The sequence below is a fragment of the Rhodobacteraceae bacterium IMCC1335 genome, assembly GCA_039640495.1.
Classification (GTDB): domain Bacteria; phylum Pseudomonadota; class Alphaproteobacteria; order Rhodobacterales; family Rhodobacteraceae; genus Thalassovivens.
The window spans coordinates 938,483-953,099 of sequence record CP046864.1 but is presented as its reverse complement, the minus strand read 5'-3'; the positions used below and the strand labels follow the sequence as shown (position 1 = coordinate 953,099).

Sequence of the window (14,617 nt, the reverse complement as noted above, 5' to 3'; positions counted from 1 at the left end):
GGGTTCTCGTAAGCGGCGGAGTTGTGATGGTCGACGATTTGTTTTCTTCCTCTCACCCCCTACTCCCACCCAAAACGGAAGATGATCAACTGGATTGGCTTCGTCTCTTACGCTCGCGGCGGGTGGGAATAAGCACCTTTTACCGTTTACTGGCTAAACATGGAACAGCCCGAAACGCATTGGAGCATTTGCCCGATATTGCCCAATCGCGCGGGTTAGCTGGCTATCGTGCCTGTTCGCAAAAAGACGCGATGAGAGAATTGTCGCAAGGCATCAAATATGGCGCACGATTGGTGTTTAGAGGCCAACCCGACTATCCGAAACAACTGGGCCAAATTTCAGATGCACCGCCTTTGATCTGGGCGCGCGGAGATTTAGGTTTAGCAAAACGCCCGGTGACGGCGCTTGTGGGCGCGCGCAACGCCTCGGCTTTGGGGTGCCAGATGGCGCGCCGGCTCGCGCATGATTTGGGGCAGGCGGGGGATTGCATTGTGTCTGGGCTCGCCCGAGGCATCGATGCTGCTGCGCATCAGGCTGCGCTTGAAACCGGAACGATCGCTATTTTGGCAGGTGGACTCAAAACCATTTACCCCCCCGAACATAAAGCCCTCACCGCCCTCATCGCCCAAAAGGGGCTCCTGCTTTCAGAACAACCCATTAATCTGCGCCCGCAAGCGCATCACTTTCCCATTCGAAACCGTTTGATTTCGGGATTGGCGACGCAAATCATCATTGTTGAGGCGGCGTTGAAATCCGGCAGCTTACTCACCGCAAGAAACGCGCTTGATCAGGGCCGTGATGTGCTTGCCGTGCCCGGGCACCCGTTGGATCCGCGGGCGGCTGGATGCAATGCGCTGATCCGCGATGGCGCTGCTTTGGTGCGCAACGCGCGCGACGTGCTTGACCTAAGGCAAAACGTAACATCCCCCGAAAATAATAAAACCCAGATTAAGGGCGCCCCGTCTCAGCCGCCCGTCATGGGCAGTCGCGCAGCGCATGAACCCGCGCAGACATCCAAATCACAGCTGCAACAAGATATCTTGGATCGATTGAGCGTCACCGCGATTTCAGAAAATCATCTGATCCGCAGACTTGCGCGGCCGGTGGCGGAATGCAATGCAGCCATCACCGAGCTTGAGCTGGATCAAAAACTACTCAGGCATGCCGGCGGCCATGTGTCTTTGAGACCATAGTTTCATTAAACCGGCCGGGTTTAAAAGCGCGCATATTCCATCTTAACGAAAATCAAAGCTGCTAAATTCCTTGGATTGACAAGCCGGTCTTTTCAGCATCATGGTCTCCGGTCATAAAGATCCGACCGAGTCGAAAGGAAGTTGAATGCCCGTTGTCGTCGTAGAATCACCGGCCAAAGCTAAGACGATTAACAAATATCTTGGGTCGGGTTTTACCGTTTTAGCCTCTTACGGGCATATTCGAGACTTGCCCCCAAAAGACGGCTCGGTCGATACCGAGAACAATTTTGATATGATCTGGGAAGTTGGCGCTGACAGCAAAAAACATATCAAAGCCATTGCCGATGCGCTGAAAGAAGACAATGCGTTGATTTTAGCCACCGACCCGGATCGCGAAGGCGAAGCGATCAGCTGGCATTTAGAAGAAACACTACGCAAACGCAAAGTTTTGAAAAAAGATACACCCGTCAGTCGGGTGGTATTCAACGCGATTACCAAAAAAGCCGTGACCGAAGCGATGAACAACCCGCGCGAAGTCGATGCGCCATTGGTGGATGCCTACCTCGCCCGACGCGCCTTGGATTATTTGGTCGGGTTCAATCTTTCTCCGGTTTTATGGCGCAAACTGCCAGGGGCGAAATCGGCCGGACGCGTGCAATCGGTATGTTTGCGCATGATCGTCGAGCGCGAACTGGAAATAGAAGCGTTTAGACCGCAGGAATATTGGAGCGTCGAAGCCCTGCTGCAATCGCCACGTGGCCAAGAGGTTACCGCCAGATTGGTCAGCCTTGCGGGCAAAAAGTTAGACAAATTTGATTTAAATAACGGACCGCAAGCAGAGCTTGCCGTTCAGGCGATTTCAAGCCGCCAGCTTTCGGTGCAATCGGTGGAAGCCAAAGCCGGCAATCGCAACCCCTCAGCGCCGTTTATGACCTCGACCCTGCAACAAGAGGCCTCGCGTAAATTTGGTATGGGCGCGCGCCAAACAATGAGTGCCGCGCAGCGCCTCTATGAGGCGGGTCACATCACCTATATGCGAACCGATGGCATCGATATAGCGCCCGAAGCCGTAATGGCAACGCGCGATGCGATCAAAGACCGATATGGTGAAACCTATCTGCCCAACAGCCCGAGAATGTATAAAAACAAAGCGCGCAACGCCCAAGAGGCGCATGAATGTATTCGCCCCACAGACGCAACGCGCGATGCGGCCAGTTTAAAATTAACCGATGCAGATCAACGCAAATTATACGATTTAATTTGGAAACGTACGATCGCCTGCCAGATGGCAGCCGCAAAAATTGAGCGGACTACGGTTGAAATCGGCAGCGCAGATGCTCAGGTGGGCCTGCGCGCAAACGGTCAGGTCATTTTGTTTGACGGGTTTTTAAAGGTCTATGAAGAAGGCCGCGATGACGGCCAAGACGATGGCGATGACAAACGCCTGCCGCAATTGATGCAGGGCGAAGCGATGCAAACCAATGCTGTCACCCCCGAACAGCATTTCACCCAGCCTCCGCCCCGCTACACGGAAGCCACTTTGGTCAAGCGGATGGAAGAGCTTGGAATTGGCCGCCCCTCGACCTATGCCAGCATCGTGACCACGATCCAAGAACGCGACTACGTACGCAAAGAACAAAACCGCCTAATTCCCGAAGATAAAGGCCGCATCGTTACCATTTTTCTACTAAATTTCTTCAAACAATACGTGGAATATGAGTTTACGGCCGGCCTGGAAGATCAGCTTGACAATGTGAGCGCAGGCAATGCGAATTATAAAGATTTGCTTGGAAAGTTCTGGCGTGATTTTTCGGCCGCAATCGCCGAAACTTCAGAATTGCGGATCACCGAAGTGTTGGATGTTCTGGATGACGCTCTTGCGCCGCAACTCTATCCCCCCGCGCCGATGGCAGCGATCCGCGCAGCTGCCCTAAATGCGGCGTGGGCGTGCTACATCTAAAAACTTCGCGCACGGGGGGGTTTGTCGGATGCGGGAATTATCCAGATTGTCGCTTCACGCGGCCTATGAACGGCGACACTGATGATACGGGCGATCGCGTCTTGGGCGAGGATGCCGGGGATGAAATTAGCCTAAAAAAAGGCCGGTTTGGTCCTTACATTCAAAGGGGAGAGGCCACAGAAGAGCAACCAAAGCCGCCGCGTGCCAGCCTGCCCAAAGGCTGGGCTGCGAGTGAAATGGATCTTGAAAAAGCCTTGCTTTTGCTGAACCTGCCGCGCGAAATCGGCCCGCATCCCGAAGATGGCGAGATGATCGAGGCTGGGATTGGGCGCTATGGTCCTTTTGTCAAACACGGCCGACTTTATGCCAATCTCAAAGAGGCAGAGGATGTGTTTACCATCGGCATGAACCGCGCCGTGGAAGAGCTCGCTAAAAAAGCCGCTTCACGCGGCGGAGCGCGCGGCAGCGCCGCCAAACCGCTGAAAGAAGTGGGCGAACATCCCAGCGAAGGCGGGCCAATTCAAGTGATGGCGGGCCGCTACGGCCCGTATGTGAAATTTGCGAAAATCAACGCCACCTTGCCCAAAGACATGGAACCGGAAAGCATTACATTAGAGCAAGCGCTTGAATTGATCGAAGCAAAGGTCAAAAAGGGCGGTAAAAAGCCTGCAACCAAAAAGAAGCCGGCTGCCAAAAAGAAAACCCCAGCAAAGAAGAAACCCGCCGCCTGACTATAATCTCATTTGGCGCCAATCAGTTGAGCGTTGCACGGCTCAAAAATAAACGCGTACCAGCGCCCCAAGATTTTCACGTTTTGCGATGCCTAAGAATTGACTCTAAGGCCTCCCTCGGCCAGATAAGAACAAATTGATCGGTCAGGAGCGGTTGCGATGAAAAAGATATATGGGTCTGCACAAGAGGCTTTAGACGGGCTTTTATTCGATGGGATGTTCATTGCGGCTGGCGGATTCGGCTTGTGCGGTATCCCCGAGCTTCTTCTACAAGCGATCAAAGAGACGGGCACAAAAGATCTTGTTTTCGCCTCTAACAACGCAGGCGTCGATGATTTTGGGATCGGAATTTTACTTCAGACGCGGCAGGTCAAAAAAATGATCAGCTCTTACGTTGGCGAGAATGCGGAATTCATGCGCCAATATCTTTCTGGAGAGTTAGAGTTAGAGTTTAACCCACAAGGCACCTTGGCCGAGCGTTTACGCGCAGGCGGCTGCGGAATCCCCGGATTTTATACAAAAACCGGCGTTGGAACAGTGATCGCCGAGGGCAAAGAACATAAACAGTTCAACGGCGAGACCTATATTATGGAAGAAGGGCTTTTCGCCGATCTTTCCATCGTGAAAGCTTGGAAGGCCGATGCAACCGGAAATTTGATTTTTCGCAAAACAGCGCGCAATTTTAATCCACCTGCAGCAATGTCAGGCAAGGTGTGTGTGGCTGAAGTGGAAGAAATTGTACCCACAGGATCGTTGGATCCTGATTTAATACATCTGCCGGGAATCTATGTGCACCGCATCATTCAAGGCACCCATGAAAAACGTATCGAACAGCGCACTACGCGCCCGGCAGCATAAGGAGCGCGCATTATGGCTTGGGATCGCAATCAAATGGCCGCACGGGCGGCGTTGGAACTGGAAGATGGAATGTATGTCAATTTGGGCATTGGTATTCCAACTTTGGTCAGCAACTATATTCCGCAAGGCGTTGAAGTCACGCTGCAATCTGAAAATGGCATGCTTGGAATGGGCCCGTTTCCCATCGAGGGCGAAGAAGATGCCGATCTGATCAATGCGGGCAAGCAAACCATCACCGAATTGCCGCAAACCGCTTATTTTGACAGCGCCACCAGCTTTGGCATGATCCGGGGGGGCAAAATAGCCATGGCTATTTTAGGCGCCATGGAAGTTGCCGAAAACGGCGATTTGGCCAATTGGATGATTCCGGGAAAATTGGTCAAAGGCATGGGAGGCGCGATGGATCTGGTGGCCGGTGTTGGCCGCGTTGTGGTTGTTATGGACCACACCAACAAGCATGGCGACAGTAAAGTTTTGAAGCAATGCAGCCTGCCCCTGACCGGAACCGGCGTGGTGGATCGAATTATCACCAATTTGGGTGTTTTGGATGTGGTTGAGGGCGGCTTGAAGATCGTTGAATGCGCCGAAGGCGTCAGCCCGGAAGAGTTGCGTGCCGCCACGCAGGCCAATATTGTTGCCTAGGCCTATCAAGAAGACCGCGCATCTGCTTCGGCTCATGGCCGCCCAAATTGCTGCCAAATGAAAACTTAACAGCGCCAGAATAAGCAGATCATTCAAAATCATGCGCCTCACTTAAAGGGCTAGGGCCAAAACCATGTCTTCCGGCCATGCAAGGGCGGCCTCGTTCATTTTGAAACGCGCCCCTTGGCCATTGCCCATTGCGCCTAGACCGCTATCCTTTTGCTATGACCACGCTTCCAGATAAATTCGCAACATGGCTGACCGGCAAAAACTGGGCTTTACACCCCCATCAGCTTGCAATGCTTAAAACAGCAGACCTGCCCGCGCAGGTGCTCATTGCGCCCACCGGGGCTGGCAAAACTTTGGCAGGGTTTCTGCCCAGCCTGATCGAGCTGGCCGAGCAACCGTCGCGGGGGCTGCATACGTTGTATATTTCCCCCTTAAGGCTTTAGCCGCCGATATAAAACGCAATTTGATTAGCCCAATCGATGAACTTGGACTGGATATTTCGGTGGAAGACCGCACCGGAGATACGTCATCGCATATCAAAAAGCGCCAACGCAGCGCCCCGCCCCATATTCTGCTTACCACGCCGGAAAGCCTTGCGCTTTTAATATCTTATCCCGAGGCAGCAAATATCTTTTCTGGCTTACAACGCGTGATTATCGATGAAATTCATGCCCTTGCCGAAAGCAAGCGGGGCGATCAATTGATGCTGGCGCTCAGCCGCATACAGGCGTTCTGCCCGGATATGCGCCGCATCGGCCTATCTGCCACCGTGAAAGAGGCTACCGACATCGCGAGCTTTCTATCTCCCATTTCGCCGCCCTGCCCGATTTTAATCGCAGATGCCGGGCCAACGCCACATATTCAAATGCTCACCGGTTCTGGCACGCCGCCATGGGCCGGTGCCGGCGGGCTATATGCGATTGCAGATGTGCTTGCCCAGATCAAAGCCCATAAAACGACCTTGATTTTTCACAATACGCGGGCGCAAGCCGAACTTTTCTTTCATAATTTATGGCTGGCCAATGAAGACGCGCTGCCGATCGCGATTCACCACGGTAGTTTGGATCGCCAACAGCGTCAAAAGGTTGAGGCCGCGATGACAGCCGGGGCCTTGCGGGCGATCGTTTGCACCGGGAGTTTGGACCTTGGAATCGATTGGGGCGATGTCGATCTGGTGATTCAAATCGGAGCTCCGAAAAACGTGAAACGGCTTGTGCAGCGCATTGGCCGTGCCAACCATCGCTATAACGCACCCTCTAAAGCCCTAATCGTGCCCGCCAACCGCTTTGAAGTGATCGAATGCCTTTGCGCCTTAGAAGCTGTGCAGGAAAACGATTTGGATGGCGAACCACGTCCCCCCGGAGGCTTGGACGTGCTGTGCCAGCATATTTTGCTTTGCGCCTGCGCCGGTGCGATTGATCCAGACGTTTTATTCGGGCAAATCAAACAGGCTGGCCCTTATAGCGCGTTAACGCGCCGCGAATTTGACGCCTGCCTTGAGTTTTGTGCGACCGGGGGCTATGCGCTGCGCCGCTATGAGCAATGGCACCGTTTACAGCAAAATCCCAATGGAGATTTTAAATTGCGTGATCCGCGCAGCGCCCGCCGGTTGCGGCTTAATGTTGGCACCATCCAAGACAGTGATACGCTGAAAGTGCGTTTGCATAAGCGGCGCGGGGGCAAGCCGCTGGGCGAGGTCGAGGAGGCCTTTGCCGCCACGCTCGCCCCGGGCGATACCTTCTTGATCGGAGGGCAAGTGGTGCGGTTTGAAAGCCTGCGCGACATGGTCGTCGAAGTCTCGCGACATGGGCATAAAAAACCCAAAATCGCCACCTTTGCGGGCACAAAATTTGCCACATCAACGCAGCTTTCCAAGCGCATTTTAAAGCGCTTTGACACAGAAAACTTTCGGGGCTTGCCCGCTTTTACCCAAAAATGGCTATTTCAACAGCAAACGCTTTCACGCCTGCCAAGCCGCGACTACCTGTTGCTAGAAACGTTTCCGCGCCGCGGACAGCAGCATTTGGTTATTTATGGCTTTGCAGGGCGCAATGCGCAGCAAACTTTGGGGTTGCTGATCACCAAACAACTGGAAGCGCAGGGCTTGGCCCCGCTTGGGTTTGTGGCCACCGATTACGCAACCTTGATCTGGGGGCTTGAAAAGATTACCGCTCCTGAAACGCTGTTTGATCTGACGGATTTGGAAAAAGGCCTTGCGGATTGGTTGGGTGAAAATGCCGTTATGAAACGCAGCTTTCGTGCTGTTGCCACCATCGCCGGATTGATCGACCGCAATTTACCGGGCCAACGTAAATCGGGCCGCCAAGCCACATTTTCATCTGATATTCTCTATGACACCTTGCGCAAATATGATCCTGAGCACATCTTGCTCGCCATCACTCGAAGCGAAGCACGGCAAGGCTTGGTGGATTTTGACCGGATAAAAGAATTGCTTGAAACGCGCGCAACACAGATTGTCCATTGTGCCTTGCCGCATGTCTCGCCGATGGCGGCACCGTTGTTTTTGGAAGCTGGCCGCGTTCCTGTTGAGGGCCAGGCGATGGACCGGTTGCTGGCTGAGGAAGCCACCGCCCTAATGGCAGAAGCCGGATTGGAATTCTAACGTGCCAAACCTGCAAAGCTCTAGCCAGTGCCGCCTCCTGAACGGCTTTGCCTTTATGTTATCAGGCGCGGCCCTGCTCGCATTGCCCTCCGGCGCTTTATGGTGGCCCGAGGTCGAATTGCTTTGCGTCTCAGATTTGCATTTGGGCAAAGCGGAACGGATCAGCCGAAAAGGCGGCGCGAACCTGCCGCCTTATGAAATTCAAGACACCCTGAGACGGCTAGAACAAGACATCGAGCACACGGGCGCAAGCACGGTGATCTGCTTGGGGGATAGCTTTGACGATCTCAGCGCAGAGCGTGCCTTTCCTGAAGATGCACAATTATGGATAGCGCGGCTTCAGGCAGGGCGGCGTTGGATATGGATCGAAGGCAATCACGATCCGGGGCCAATTCATTTGGGCGGCCAGCATATGGCCGAATTCGCCTGCGGCCCGCTGCTGTTTCGCCATATCGCCGATCCCGCATCATCTGGTGAGGTTTCGGGGCATTATCACCCAAAAGCGCAGATTTCCTTGCGCGGACGCGCGCGCAGTTTCGCCTGTTTCTTGCTGGATGAAACGCGGTTGATCCTGCCCGCCTATGGCACTTATACAGGCGGTTTACGCTGCGATCACCCCACCTTAGACCGCCTCATAAAAAAGCCCGGCCTTGCCATTTTAACCGGCAAGAACGCGCAGCCCATTCCAATGCCGCGCCCGAAAGCGACCTGAAATTTGCCTAGAAAAACAAACTTCCTGCGCTTACGCGGTTAACCCCTGCGGTTCGTCAATCCCATTGCTGCGGCAACAGGCCGTCAGCGTATTGGCCAGTAAACAAGCGATCGTCATCGGCCCAACGCCCCCTGGAACCGGGGTAATCGCGCCGGCAACCGCGGCGCAGCTGTCATAATCCACATCTCCGACCAAGCGGGTGCCACCTTCAGGTTTTTCAATCCGATTGATTCCAACATCGACCACCGTGGCGCCCGGTTTGATCCAATCTCCTGGCACCATTTGCGCACGCCCTACCGCGGCAACCACGATATCCGCGCGCGCCACCACATCTTTTAGGTTTTTGGTCCGGCTATGCGCGATGGTTACGGTGCAACTATCACCCAACAGCAACTGCGCCATCGGTTTACCCACGATATTGGAGCGGCCAATCACCACCGCATTCAATCCAGACAAAGACCCATGATGCGCACGCAGCATCATCAAGCATCCCAAAGGCGTGCAGGGCACCATTGATTTCTGCCCAGTGCCCAGCAATCCCACATTTGAAATATGAAACCCATCCACATCCTTTTCAGGGGCAATAGAGTTTATCACCAAATCTTCATCAAGATGGTTTGGCAATGGCAATTGCACCAAAATACCATGCACGCTGGGATCGGCGTTAAGCTTCTCGATTAATGCCAATAAATCGATCTGTGATGTATCAGCATCCAGCTTATGCTCAAAGCTGTTCATCCCCACCTCAAGCGTTTGCTTACCCTTTGAGCGTACATAAACTTGACTGGCCGGATCTTCCCCCAACAACACAACCGCCAATCCGGGCACGATTTGATGCTGTTCTTGCAACCGCGCCACATGCTCGGCCACTTGTACCCGAATTTGCGCCGCAAAGGCCTTGCCATCAATCACTTGCGCTGCCATTGGGTTTTTCCTTTACCTAAAAATTATGCCCCTCGGGGCTATATGCGCCAAAACGCGGCCGAACTCTATCAGAAAAGCCCCTCAATCTGGCCTAAATCATTCAGCATGATCGCCTCCGAAGCTGGCACAGATGGCAAACCTGGCATCGTCATAATTTCTCCGCAGATCACCACGATGAAACCCGCGCCCGCGCTTAAGCGTACTTCGCGCACAGGCACCGAATGCCCCAAAGGCGCCCCGCGTCGGTTTGGATCCGTGGTAAAACTATATTGCGTTTTCGCCATGCACACCGGCAGGTGCCCATAGCCGGCCTCTTCCCAATCTTTCAACTGCGTGCGAATTTTAGCGTCGGCCAAAACTTCATCGGCGCGATAAATACGCTTGGCAACAGTCTCAATTTTTTCGAACAAACTAAGCTCATCGGCGTAAAGAGGCGCAAAATTTGCCGTATCCGCATCTGCAATTTCAGCCACGCGCTGCGCCAGCACTTCAGTGCCTTCCGAGCCTTTTTCCCAATGTTGGCACAGAATTGCTTCCGAGCCTTGCTCGGCCACATAATCTTTGACGGCCTGCACCTCTGCATCCGTATCGGTGACAAAATGGTTGATCGCCACCACAACTGGAACCCCAAAGCTTTTGACATTCTCAATATGACGGCCCAGATTTGGACACCCGGCCTGTACCGCGGCCACGTTTTCTGGTCCAAGATCCGCCTTGGCAACACCGCCATTCATCTTCATCGCTCTGACCGTGGCAACCACAACCACAACCGACGGCGCAATCCCGGCTTTGCGACATTTGATATTCATAAATTTTTCGGCCCCCAAATCGGCGCCAAACCCGGCTTCTGTCACCACGTAATCAGCCAGTTTCAACGCCGTGGTCGTCGCAGCCACAGAGTTACAGCCATGCGCGATATTGGCAAATGGCCCGCCATGCACGAAGGCAGGGTTGTTTTCCAAGGTTTGCACAAGATTGGGCTGCATGGCATCTTTCAAAAGCACGGTCATCGCGCCATCGGCTTTGATATCGCGGCAATAAATTGGTGATTTATCGCGCCGATACGCCACGATGATATCACCCAGACGCTTTTGCAAATCGTCAAGCGAATTGGCCAAGCATAAAATAGCCATCACTTCCGAGGCCACGGTAATGTCAAATCCGGTTTGTCGCGGAAACCCATTCGACACGCCACCCAGCGATGTTACGATATCACGCAGAGCCCGGTCATTCATATCCATCACGCGGCGCCAGACCACGCGGCGTTGATCGATCTCAAGCTTATTACCCCAATAAATATGATTGTCGAGCATCGCCGAGAGCAGGTTATGCGCCGATGTAATCGCGTGGAAATCACCGGTGAAATGCAGGTTCATTTCCTCCATCGGAACCACTTGGGCATATCCTCCCCCGGCAGCGCCACCTTTCATTCCGAAACACGGGCCCAAAGACGCTTCTCGAATGCAAATCGCAGCGCGCTTGCCAATCCGGTTCAGACCATCGCCCAAACCAACCGTGGTTGTTGTTTTCCCTTCACCTGCAGGTGTAGGGTTGATGGCCGTTACCAAAATTAATTTTCCGCTCTTATTCGCTTGAACCGAATTGATAAACTCTTGGCTGATCTTGGCCTTATCATGGCCATAAGGCAGAAGGTGTTCTGAGGGAATATCAAGCTTTGCACCGATTTCCTGGATCGGTTTTTTCTGTGCTTCGCGGGCGATTTCAATATCAGATTTATAACTCATGGCCTTCCCTCCTATCGGTTTGTCCGATTTTATCTCTCTGGGCTATAGCCCGCTTACATCTCCGTAAAGACGGTGTTTCCGACATTTTCGGGATCTGTTGCGGCGGCACAGACGTCGAAAGTTTCGCATCCGAAACTAAGGTTCCAGCTTAGCACAAGCGCCTATCATAAGCGCGGTGCAGACTTTGATATCGGGCGATGCGCCTAGAAGCTGCGCTTTGGCCGGCCCTCGACCTTAGCGCGGTTTGTGTCCCTTGCTTAAAAGGCGGGTATGGACAGGCTCGCCTTAACGCGTCGAAAGCGACGCGGTTTCAATCTGCTGATATGGGTTAAAAGTCCAACCTAAGATGACGCACCAGCCTCAAGATCAGTGGCTTCGTGTAAAATCTGGCCAAGGCTCGGCACAAGCGGCGCATTGCGCGTTTGCCATAATGCTGCGCGTTTCACCGATTTTGCGCATTGAATATAAACCTCTTGCACAGTGATCACCATCACGCAAACCGGGATTCCTTTAACTTCTAAAAAACTGGCGCAAAGATCCGGATCCGCCGTCAAGGATGCATGGCCATTTACCCGCACCATCGTATCGGCGCCCGGCACCATAAACATTAATGATATAGGGCCATCTTCAACAATGTTACGCAAACTGTCCAAACGGTTATTGCCGGGCCAATCGGGCAATAAAAGCGTTTTATCGTCTTGGATCCGCACCACCGGTCCTAGATCGCCGCGCGCGGATCCATCGGTACCGGAGGGGCCAATTGTTGACAACACGCAAAAGCGCGCGGCCCCTATCCAAGCTTGATATAACGGTGTCAGATGATCTGCAACTTTATGCAGGCTTGCCGGGCCCGCCTTGCTATACAGTGCCTCAAGTGTCTCGACCAAGCGGATAAAATCTATCTGCTGCCGCCTCTTCCAACAAAGCGTTTGAGCTTTGCTCAATCATCTCTTCCAGCCTATGCATGAACTCTTCATTGTCAAACCCGGGTTGAATGGCAGGCAGAAACTCAACCACCGCCAGACCGGGCTGTCGCAGGATGCCATATTTGGGCCAGAAAACGCCAACATTCGTTGCCGCGGGGATGCAGGTTTGACCGGTTTCTTGATAAAGAACCGCAGTACCGATCTTATACGGCGCCGATGCGCCAGGCGCGATCCGGGTGCCTTGCGGATAAATGATCAACTGTCCTGCAGGCGAATTGCCTGAATTGACCGCAGCCACCATTGATTTTATGGCTTGCGTCCGTTTGCCGCGATCAACACAAATACATCCAATCCGCAAACCGAACCAGCCCAGAACAGGTGCATATTTCAGCGAATTCTTCATGATGAACTTGGGTTTTGGAACCACACTCACAATCAAAATCGCGTCAAAAAAGCTTTGATGCTTGGCGGCGATAAGAACTTCTCCCTCCGGAATTTTTCCGCGCACTTCGGAACGCAGGCCGATCATCCAGCGGGCGCTCCAGCGCACCCAATTTGAATAGGAGCGCACTGCCGCGTAAGCACCACGCCGTTCAAACAGGGCCCATGGTAGAAATAAAATACCCAATACCACCATCATCAGATACATTTGAAACACAAAGGCCGCGCTCATGATCCATCTGAAAACAGACATCTACGCAAGCCCTGCCAAAACCTGCTGGGCGGCGCGGCGCGTCGAAAGATAAGCCGTTCCTGCCGAAAACGGTGGAATAGAAACCAGCCATAGCCATTCCAGCCCCTGCAAGCCAAGCCCTGTTAAAATCAGGCTGCGCGGCTCTTCCGACGGGATCAGATACACCACCACCGCGCCCAGTGCGATGCCGATGGAGGCGCCCGCAAAGGCACGAAATGTAAACCAGCCAACAAAGGCCGAGGCAATGTAATTATCCGTCGCTCCAATCAAACGCAGAACCGCGATCACCTGCGCATTGGCCGCCATGGATGCGCGCGCGGCCAGCGTGATCATCGCCGCATTTGCCGCTATCATCAATATAATTGACACAATTCCCAACAACCACAACCGCTGCGCGGCCCGCGCCAACGGCTTTTGCCAACGCGTATGATCATCCAAAACCGCAGACGGCACTTCTGCCGCCAAACGCAGCCGAAGACCCTGTGCATCATACCCCGCACTGGTTTCTTGGATATCGATCAAGCGAGGCACGGCTAAATCTTCAAGCGGCATATCAGGCCCAAACCAAGGCTCCAGCAAAGCGCGCTGTTCATCGGCGCTCATCACACGGGCCGAGGCGATCCCGCTGGTGGTTTGCAAAACCTGCAAAGCCTGCTGCACCTGCGCCTCTAGCTGGTCTGCCGAGGCTGATACGCGCAATGTTGCGCTGCCAGATAAGGCCGTGCTCCAGCGCGCCGCAAGCCGATCAGCCGCTAAAGACAATACTAGCGCGAACACAACCAAAAACGCCATGATTGCAGATGTGGCCGTGCTAAGAGTTGCCGTAAAACCTGTGGGCGGAACAACTTTATTCCGACGCCCGTCTCCTGAAATCATCGCCAGAAAATTTGCCATAGGGGCGATCATAAATCAGCCCCCGCAAGTTGCACTTGCCGATTGTTAATCCGCAAAACGCGCACCGGAACCTGCGTTTTTGCGGCGCGAATCAAGCTTAAATCATGGCTCGCAACGACGATCGTTTTGCCCATGCGGTTGAGTTCGACCAAGAGCTTCAATAACCTCTCAGACATTTCCCAATCGATATTCCCGGTGGGTTCATCCGCCAAAATAATATCCGGAGACATAATGATCGCGCGGGCCAAAGCAGCCCGCTGGCGTTCGCCGCCGGACAGCTCGGGTGGATAAGCCTCGGCGCGTTTGTTCAGCCCAACCCAAGCCAATAGCTCTTTGAGGTTCATTTGATCCGAAAGGCGATCCTGCCCCGCCACTTCCAGCGGCAACGCTATATTTTCAATCACACTCAAATGATCCAAAAACTGACAATCTTGATGCACGACGCCGATTTTACGGCGTGCGATTGCAATTTCATCCCGAGACATAGACGCGCGACTGGTTCCAAATAAAGACACGATGCCCGATGTCGCGGTTAAAGCGCCATAGCACAGTTTCAGAAAAGTGGTTTTTCCAGACCCTGAGGGCCCTGTCAGAAAATAAAACGCGCCCGGTGTAATCGAGAAAGACATCCTCGATAAAAGCTCGTTTCCACTATAGGAATAGGCTGCATTTTCCAAATCTATCAAAGCATATCCTGCTGCTATCT

Annotated in this window: 10 protein-coding genes and 2 pseudogenes; 6 read left to right on the top strand and 6 right to left on the bottom strand. The window is 53.4% G+C overall.

The window, feature by feature from the left end:
• Window positions 1-26 precede the first annotated feature (26 nt).
• The 6 genes and pseudogenes from dprA to pdeM all read left to right on the top strand — a co-directional run bounded on the left by dprA (window position 27) and on the right by pdeM (window position 8,728).
• On the top strand, window positions 27-1,193 hold the full coding sequence (gene dprA / locus GN241_04575) for a DNA-protecting protein DprA (protein ID XAT56698.1): 1,167 nt from the start codon (window positions 27-29) through the stop codon (window positions 1,191-1,193).
• 145 nt (window positions 1,194-1,338) lie between these two features.
• A pseudogene (gene topA, locus GN241_04570) lies at window positions 1,339-3,884 on the top strand (type I DNA topoisomerase).
• A 159-nt stretch (window positions 3,885-4,043) separates the two neighbouring features.
• Window positions 4,044-4,742 carry a 3-oxoacid CoA-transferase subunit A gene (locus GN241_04565; GenBank protein XAT56697.1) on the top strand — a complete coding sequence of 233 codons (699 nt, stop codon included), beginning with the start codon at window positions 4,044-4,046 and terminating at the stop codon, window positions 4,740-4,742.
• Between the two features lie 12 nt (window positions 4,743-4,754).
• On the top strand, window positions 4,755-5,384 hold the full coding sequence (locus GN241_04560; protein ID XAT56696.1) for a 3-oxoacid CoA-transferase subunit B: 630 nt from the start codon (window positions 4,755-4,757) through the stop codon (window positions 5,382-5,384).
• Between the two features lie 224 nt (window positions 5,385-5,608).
• Window positions 5,609-8,016, top strand: a pseudogene (locus GN241_04555) (ligase-associated DNA damage response DEXH box helicase).
• 55 nt (window positions 8,017-8,071) lie between these two features.
• Window positions 8,072-8,728 carry a ligase-associated DNA damage response endonuclease PdeM gene (gene pdeM / locus GN241_04550; protein ID XAT56695.1) on the top strand — a complete coding sequence of 219 codons (657 nt, stop codon included), beginning with the start codon at window positions 8,072-8,074 and terminating at the stop codon, window positions 8,726-8,728.
• Between the two features lie 30 nt (window positions 8,729-8,758).
• Here pdeM and folD read toward each other — a convergent pair whose 3' ends face one another.
• The 6 genes from folD to GN241_04520 form a co-directional block, all read right to left on the bottom strand.
• On the bottom strand, window positions 8,759-9,652 hold the full coding sequence (folD, locus tag GN241_04545) for a bifunctional methylenetetrahydrofolate dehydrogenase/methenyltetrahydrofolate cyclohydrolase FolD (protein XAT56694.1): 894 nt from the start codon (window positions 9,650-9,652) through the stop codon (window positions 8,759-8,761).
• Between the two features lie 68 nt (window positions 9,653-9,720).
• Window positions 9,721-11,397 carry a formate--tetrahydrofolate ligase gene (locus tag GN241_04540; protein ID XAT56693.1) on the bottom strand — a complete coding sequence of 559 codons (1,677 nt, stop codon included), beginning with the start codon at window positions 11,395-11,397 and terminating at the stop codon, window positions 9,721-9,723.
• A 341-nt stretch (window positions 11,398-11,738) separates the two neighbouring features.
• The gene (locus GN241_04535) at window positions 11,739-12,299 is read right to left on the bottom strand and encodes a pyridoxamine 5'-phosphate oxidase family protein (protein ID XAT59176.1); all 561 of its coding nucleotides are present in this window, start codon (window positions 12,297-12,299) and stop codon (window positions 11,739-11,741) included.
• Entirely contained in the window at window positions 12,268-13,017 is a 750-nt protein-coding gene (locus GN241_04530) for a 1-acyl-sn-glycerol-3-phosphate acyltransferase (protein XAT56692.1), read from the bottom strand. Before GN241_04530 ends, GN241_04535 begins: the two co-directional genes overlap by 32 nt.
• On the bottom strand, window positions 13,018-13,923 hold the full coding sequence (locus GN241_04525) for a cell division protein FtsX (protein ID XAT56691.1): 906 nt from the start codon (window positions 13,921-13,923) through the stop codon (window positions 13,018-13,020).
• Window positions 13,920-14,597, bottom strand: coding sequence for an ATP-binding cassette domain-containing protein (locus GN241_04520; GenBank protein XAT56690.1), 678 nt, complete (start codon window positions 14,595-14,597; stop codon window positions 13,920-13,922). The genes GN241_04525 and GN241_04520 overlap by 4 nt, the downstream gene beginning before the upstream one ends.
• Window positions 14,598-14,617: the final 20 nt, after the last annotated feature.

What these genes read in the sequence shown, in the direction of transcription:
- dprA (XAT56698.1), top strand. Translation starts at nt 27, where the DNA reads ATGGTCGACGATTTGTTTTCTTCCTCTCACCCCCTACTCCCACCCAAA.
- GN241_04565 (XAT56697.1), top strand. Translation starts at nt 4,044, where the DNA reads ATGAAAAAGATATATGGGTCTGCACAAGAGGCTTTAGACGGGCTTTTA.
- GN241_04560 (XAT56696.1), top strand. Translation starts at nt 4,755, where the DNA reads ATGGCTTGGGATCGCAATCAAATGGCCGCACGGGCGGCGTTGGAACTG.
- pdeM (XAT56695.1), top strand. Translation starts at nt 8,072, where the DNA reads ATGTTATCAGGCGCGGCCCTGCTCGCATTGCCCTCCGGCGCTTTATGG.
- folD (XAT56694.1), bottom strand. Translation starts at nt 9,652, where the DNA reads ATGGCAGCGCAAGTGATTGATGGCAAGGCCTTTGCGGCGCAAATTCGG.
- GN241_04540 (XAT56693.1), bottom strand. Translation starts at nt 11,397, where the DNA reads ATGAGTTATAAATCTGATATTGAAATCGCCCGCGAAGCACAGAAAAAA.
- GN241_04530 (XAT56692.1), bottom strand. Translation starts at nt 13,017, where the DNA reads ATGTCTGTTTTCAGATGGATCATGAGCGCGGCCTTTGTGTTTCAAATG.
- GN241_04525 (XAT56691.1), bottom strand. Translation starts at nt 13,923, where the DNA reads ATGATCGCCCCTATGGCAAATTTTCTGGCGATGATTTCAGGAGACGGG.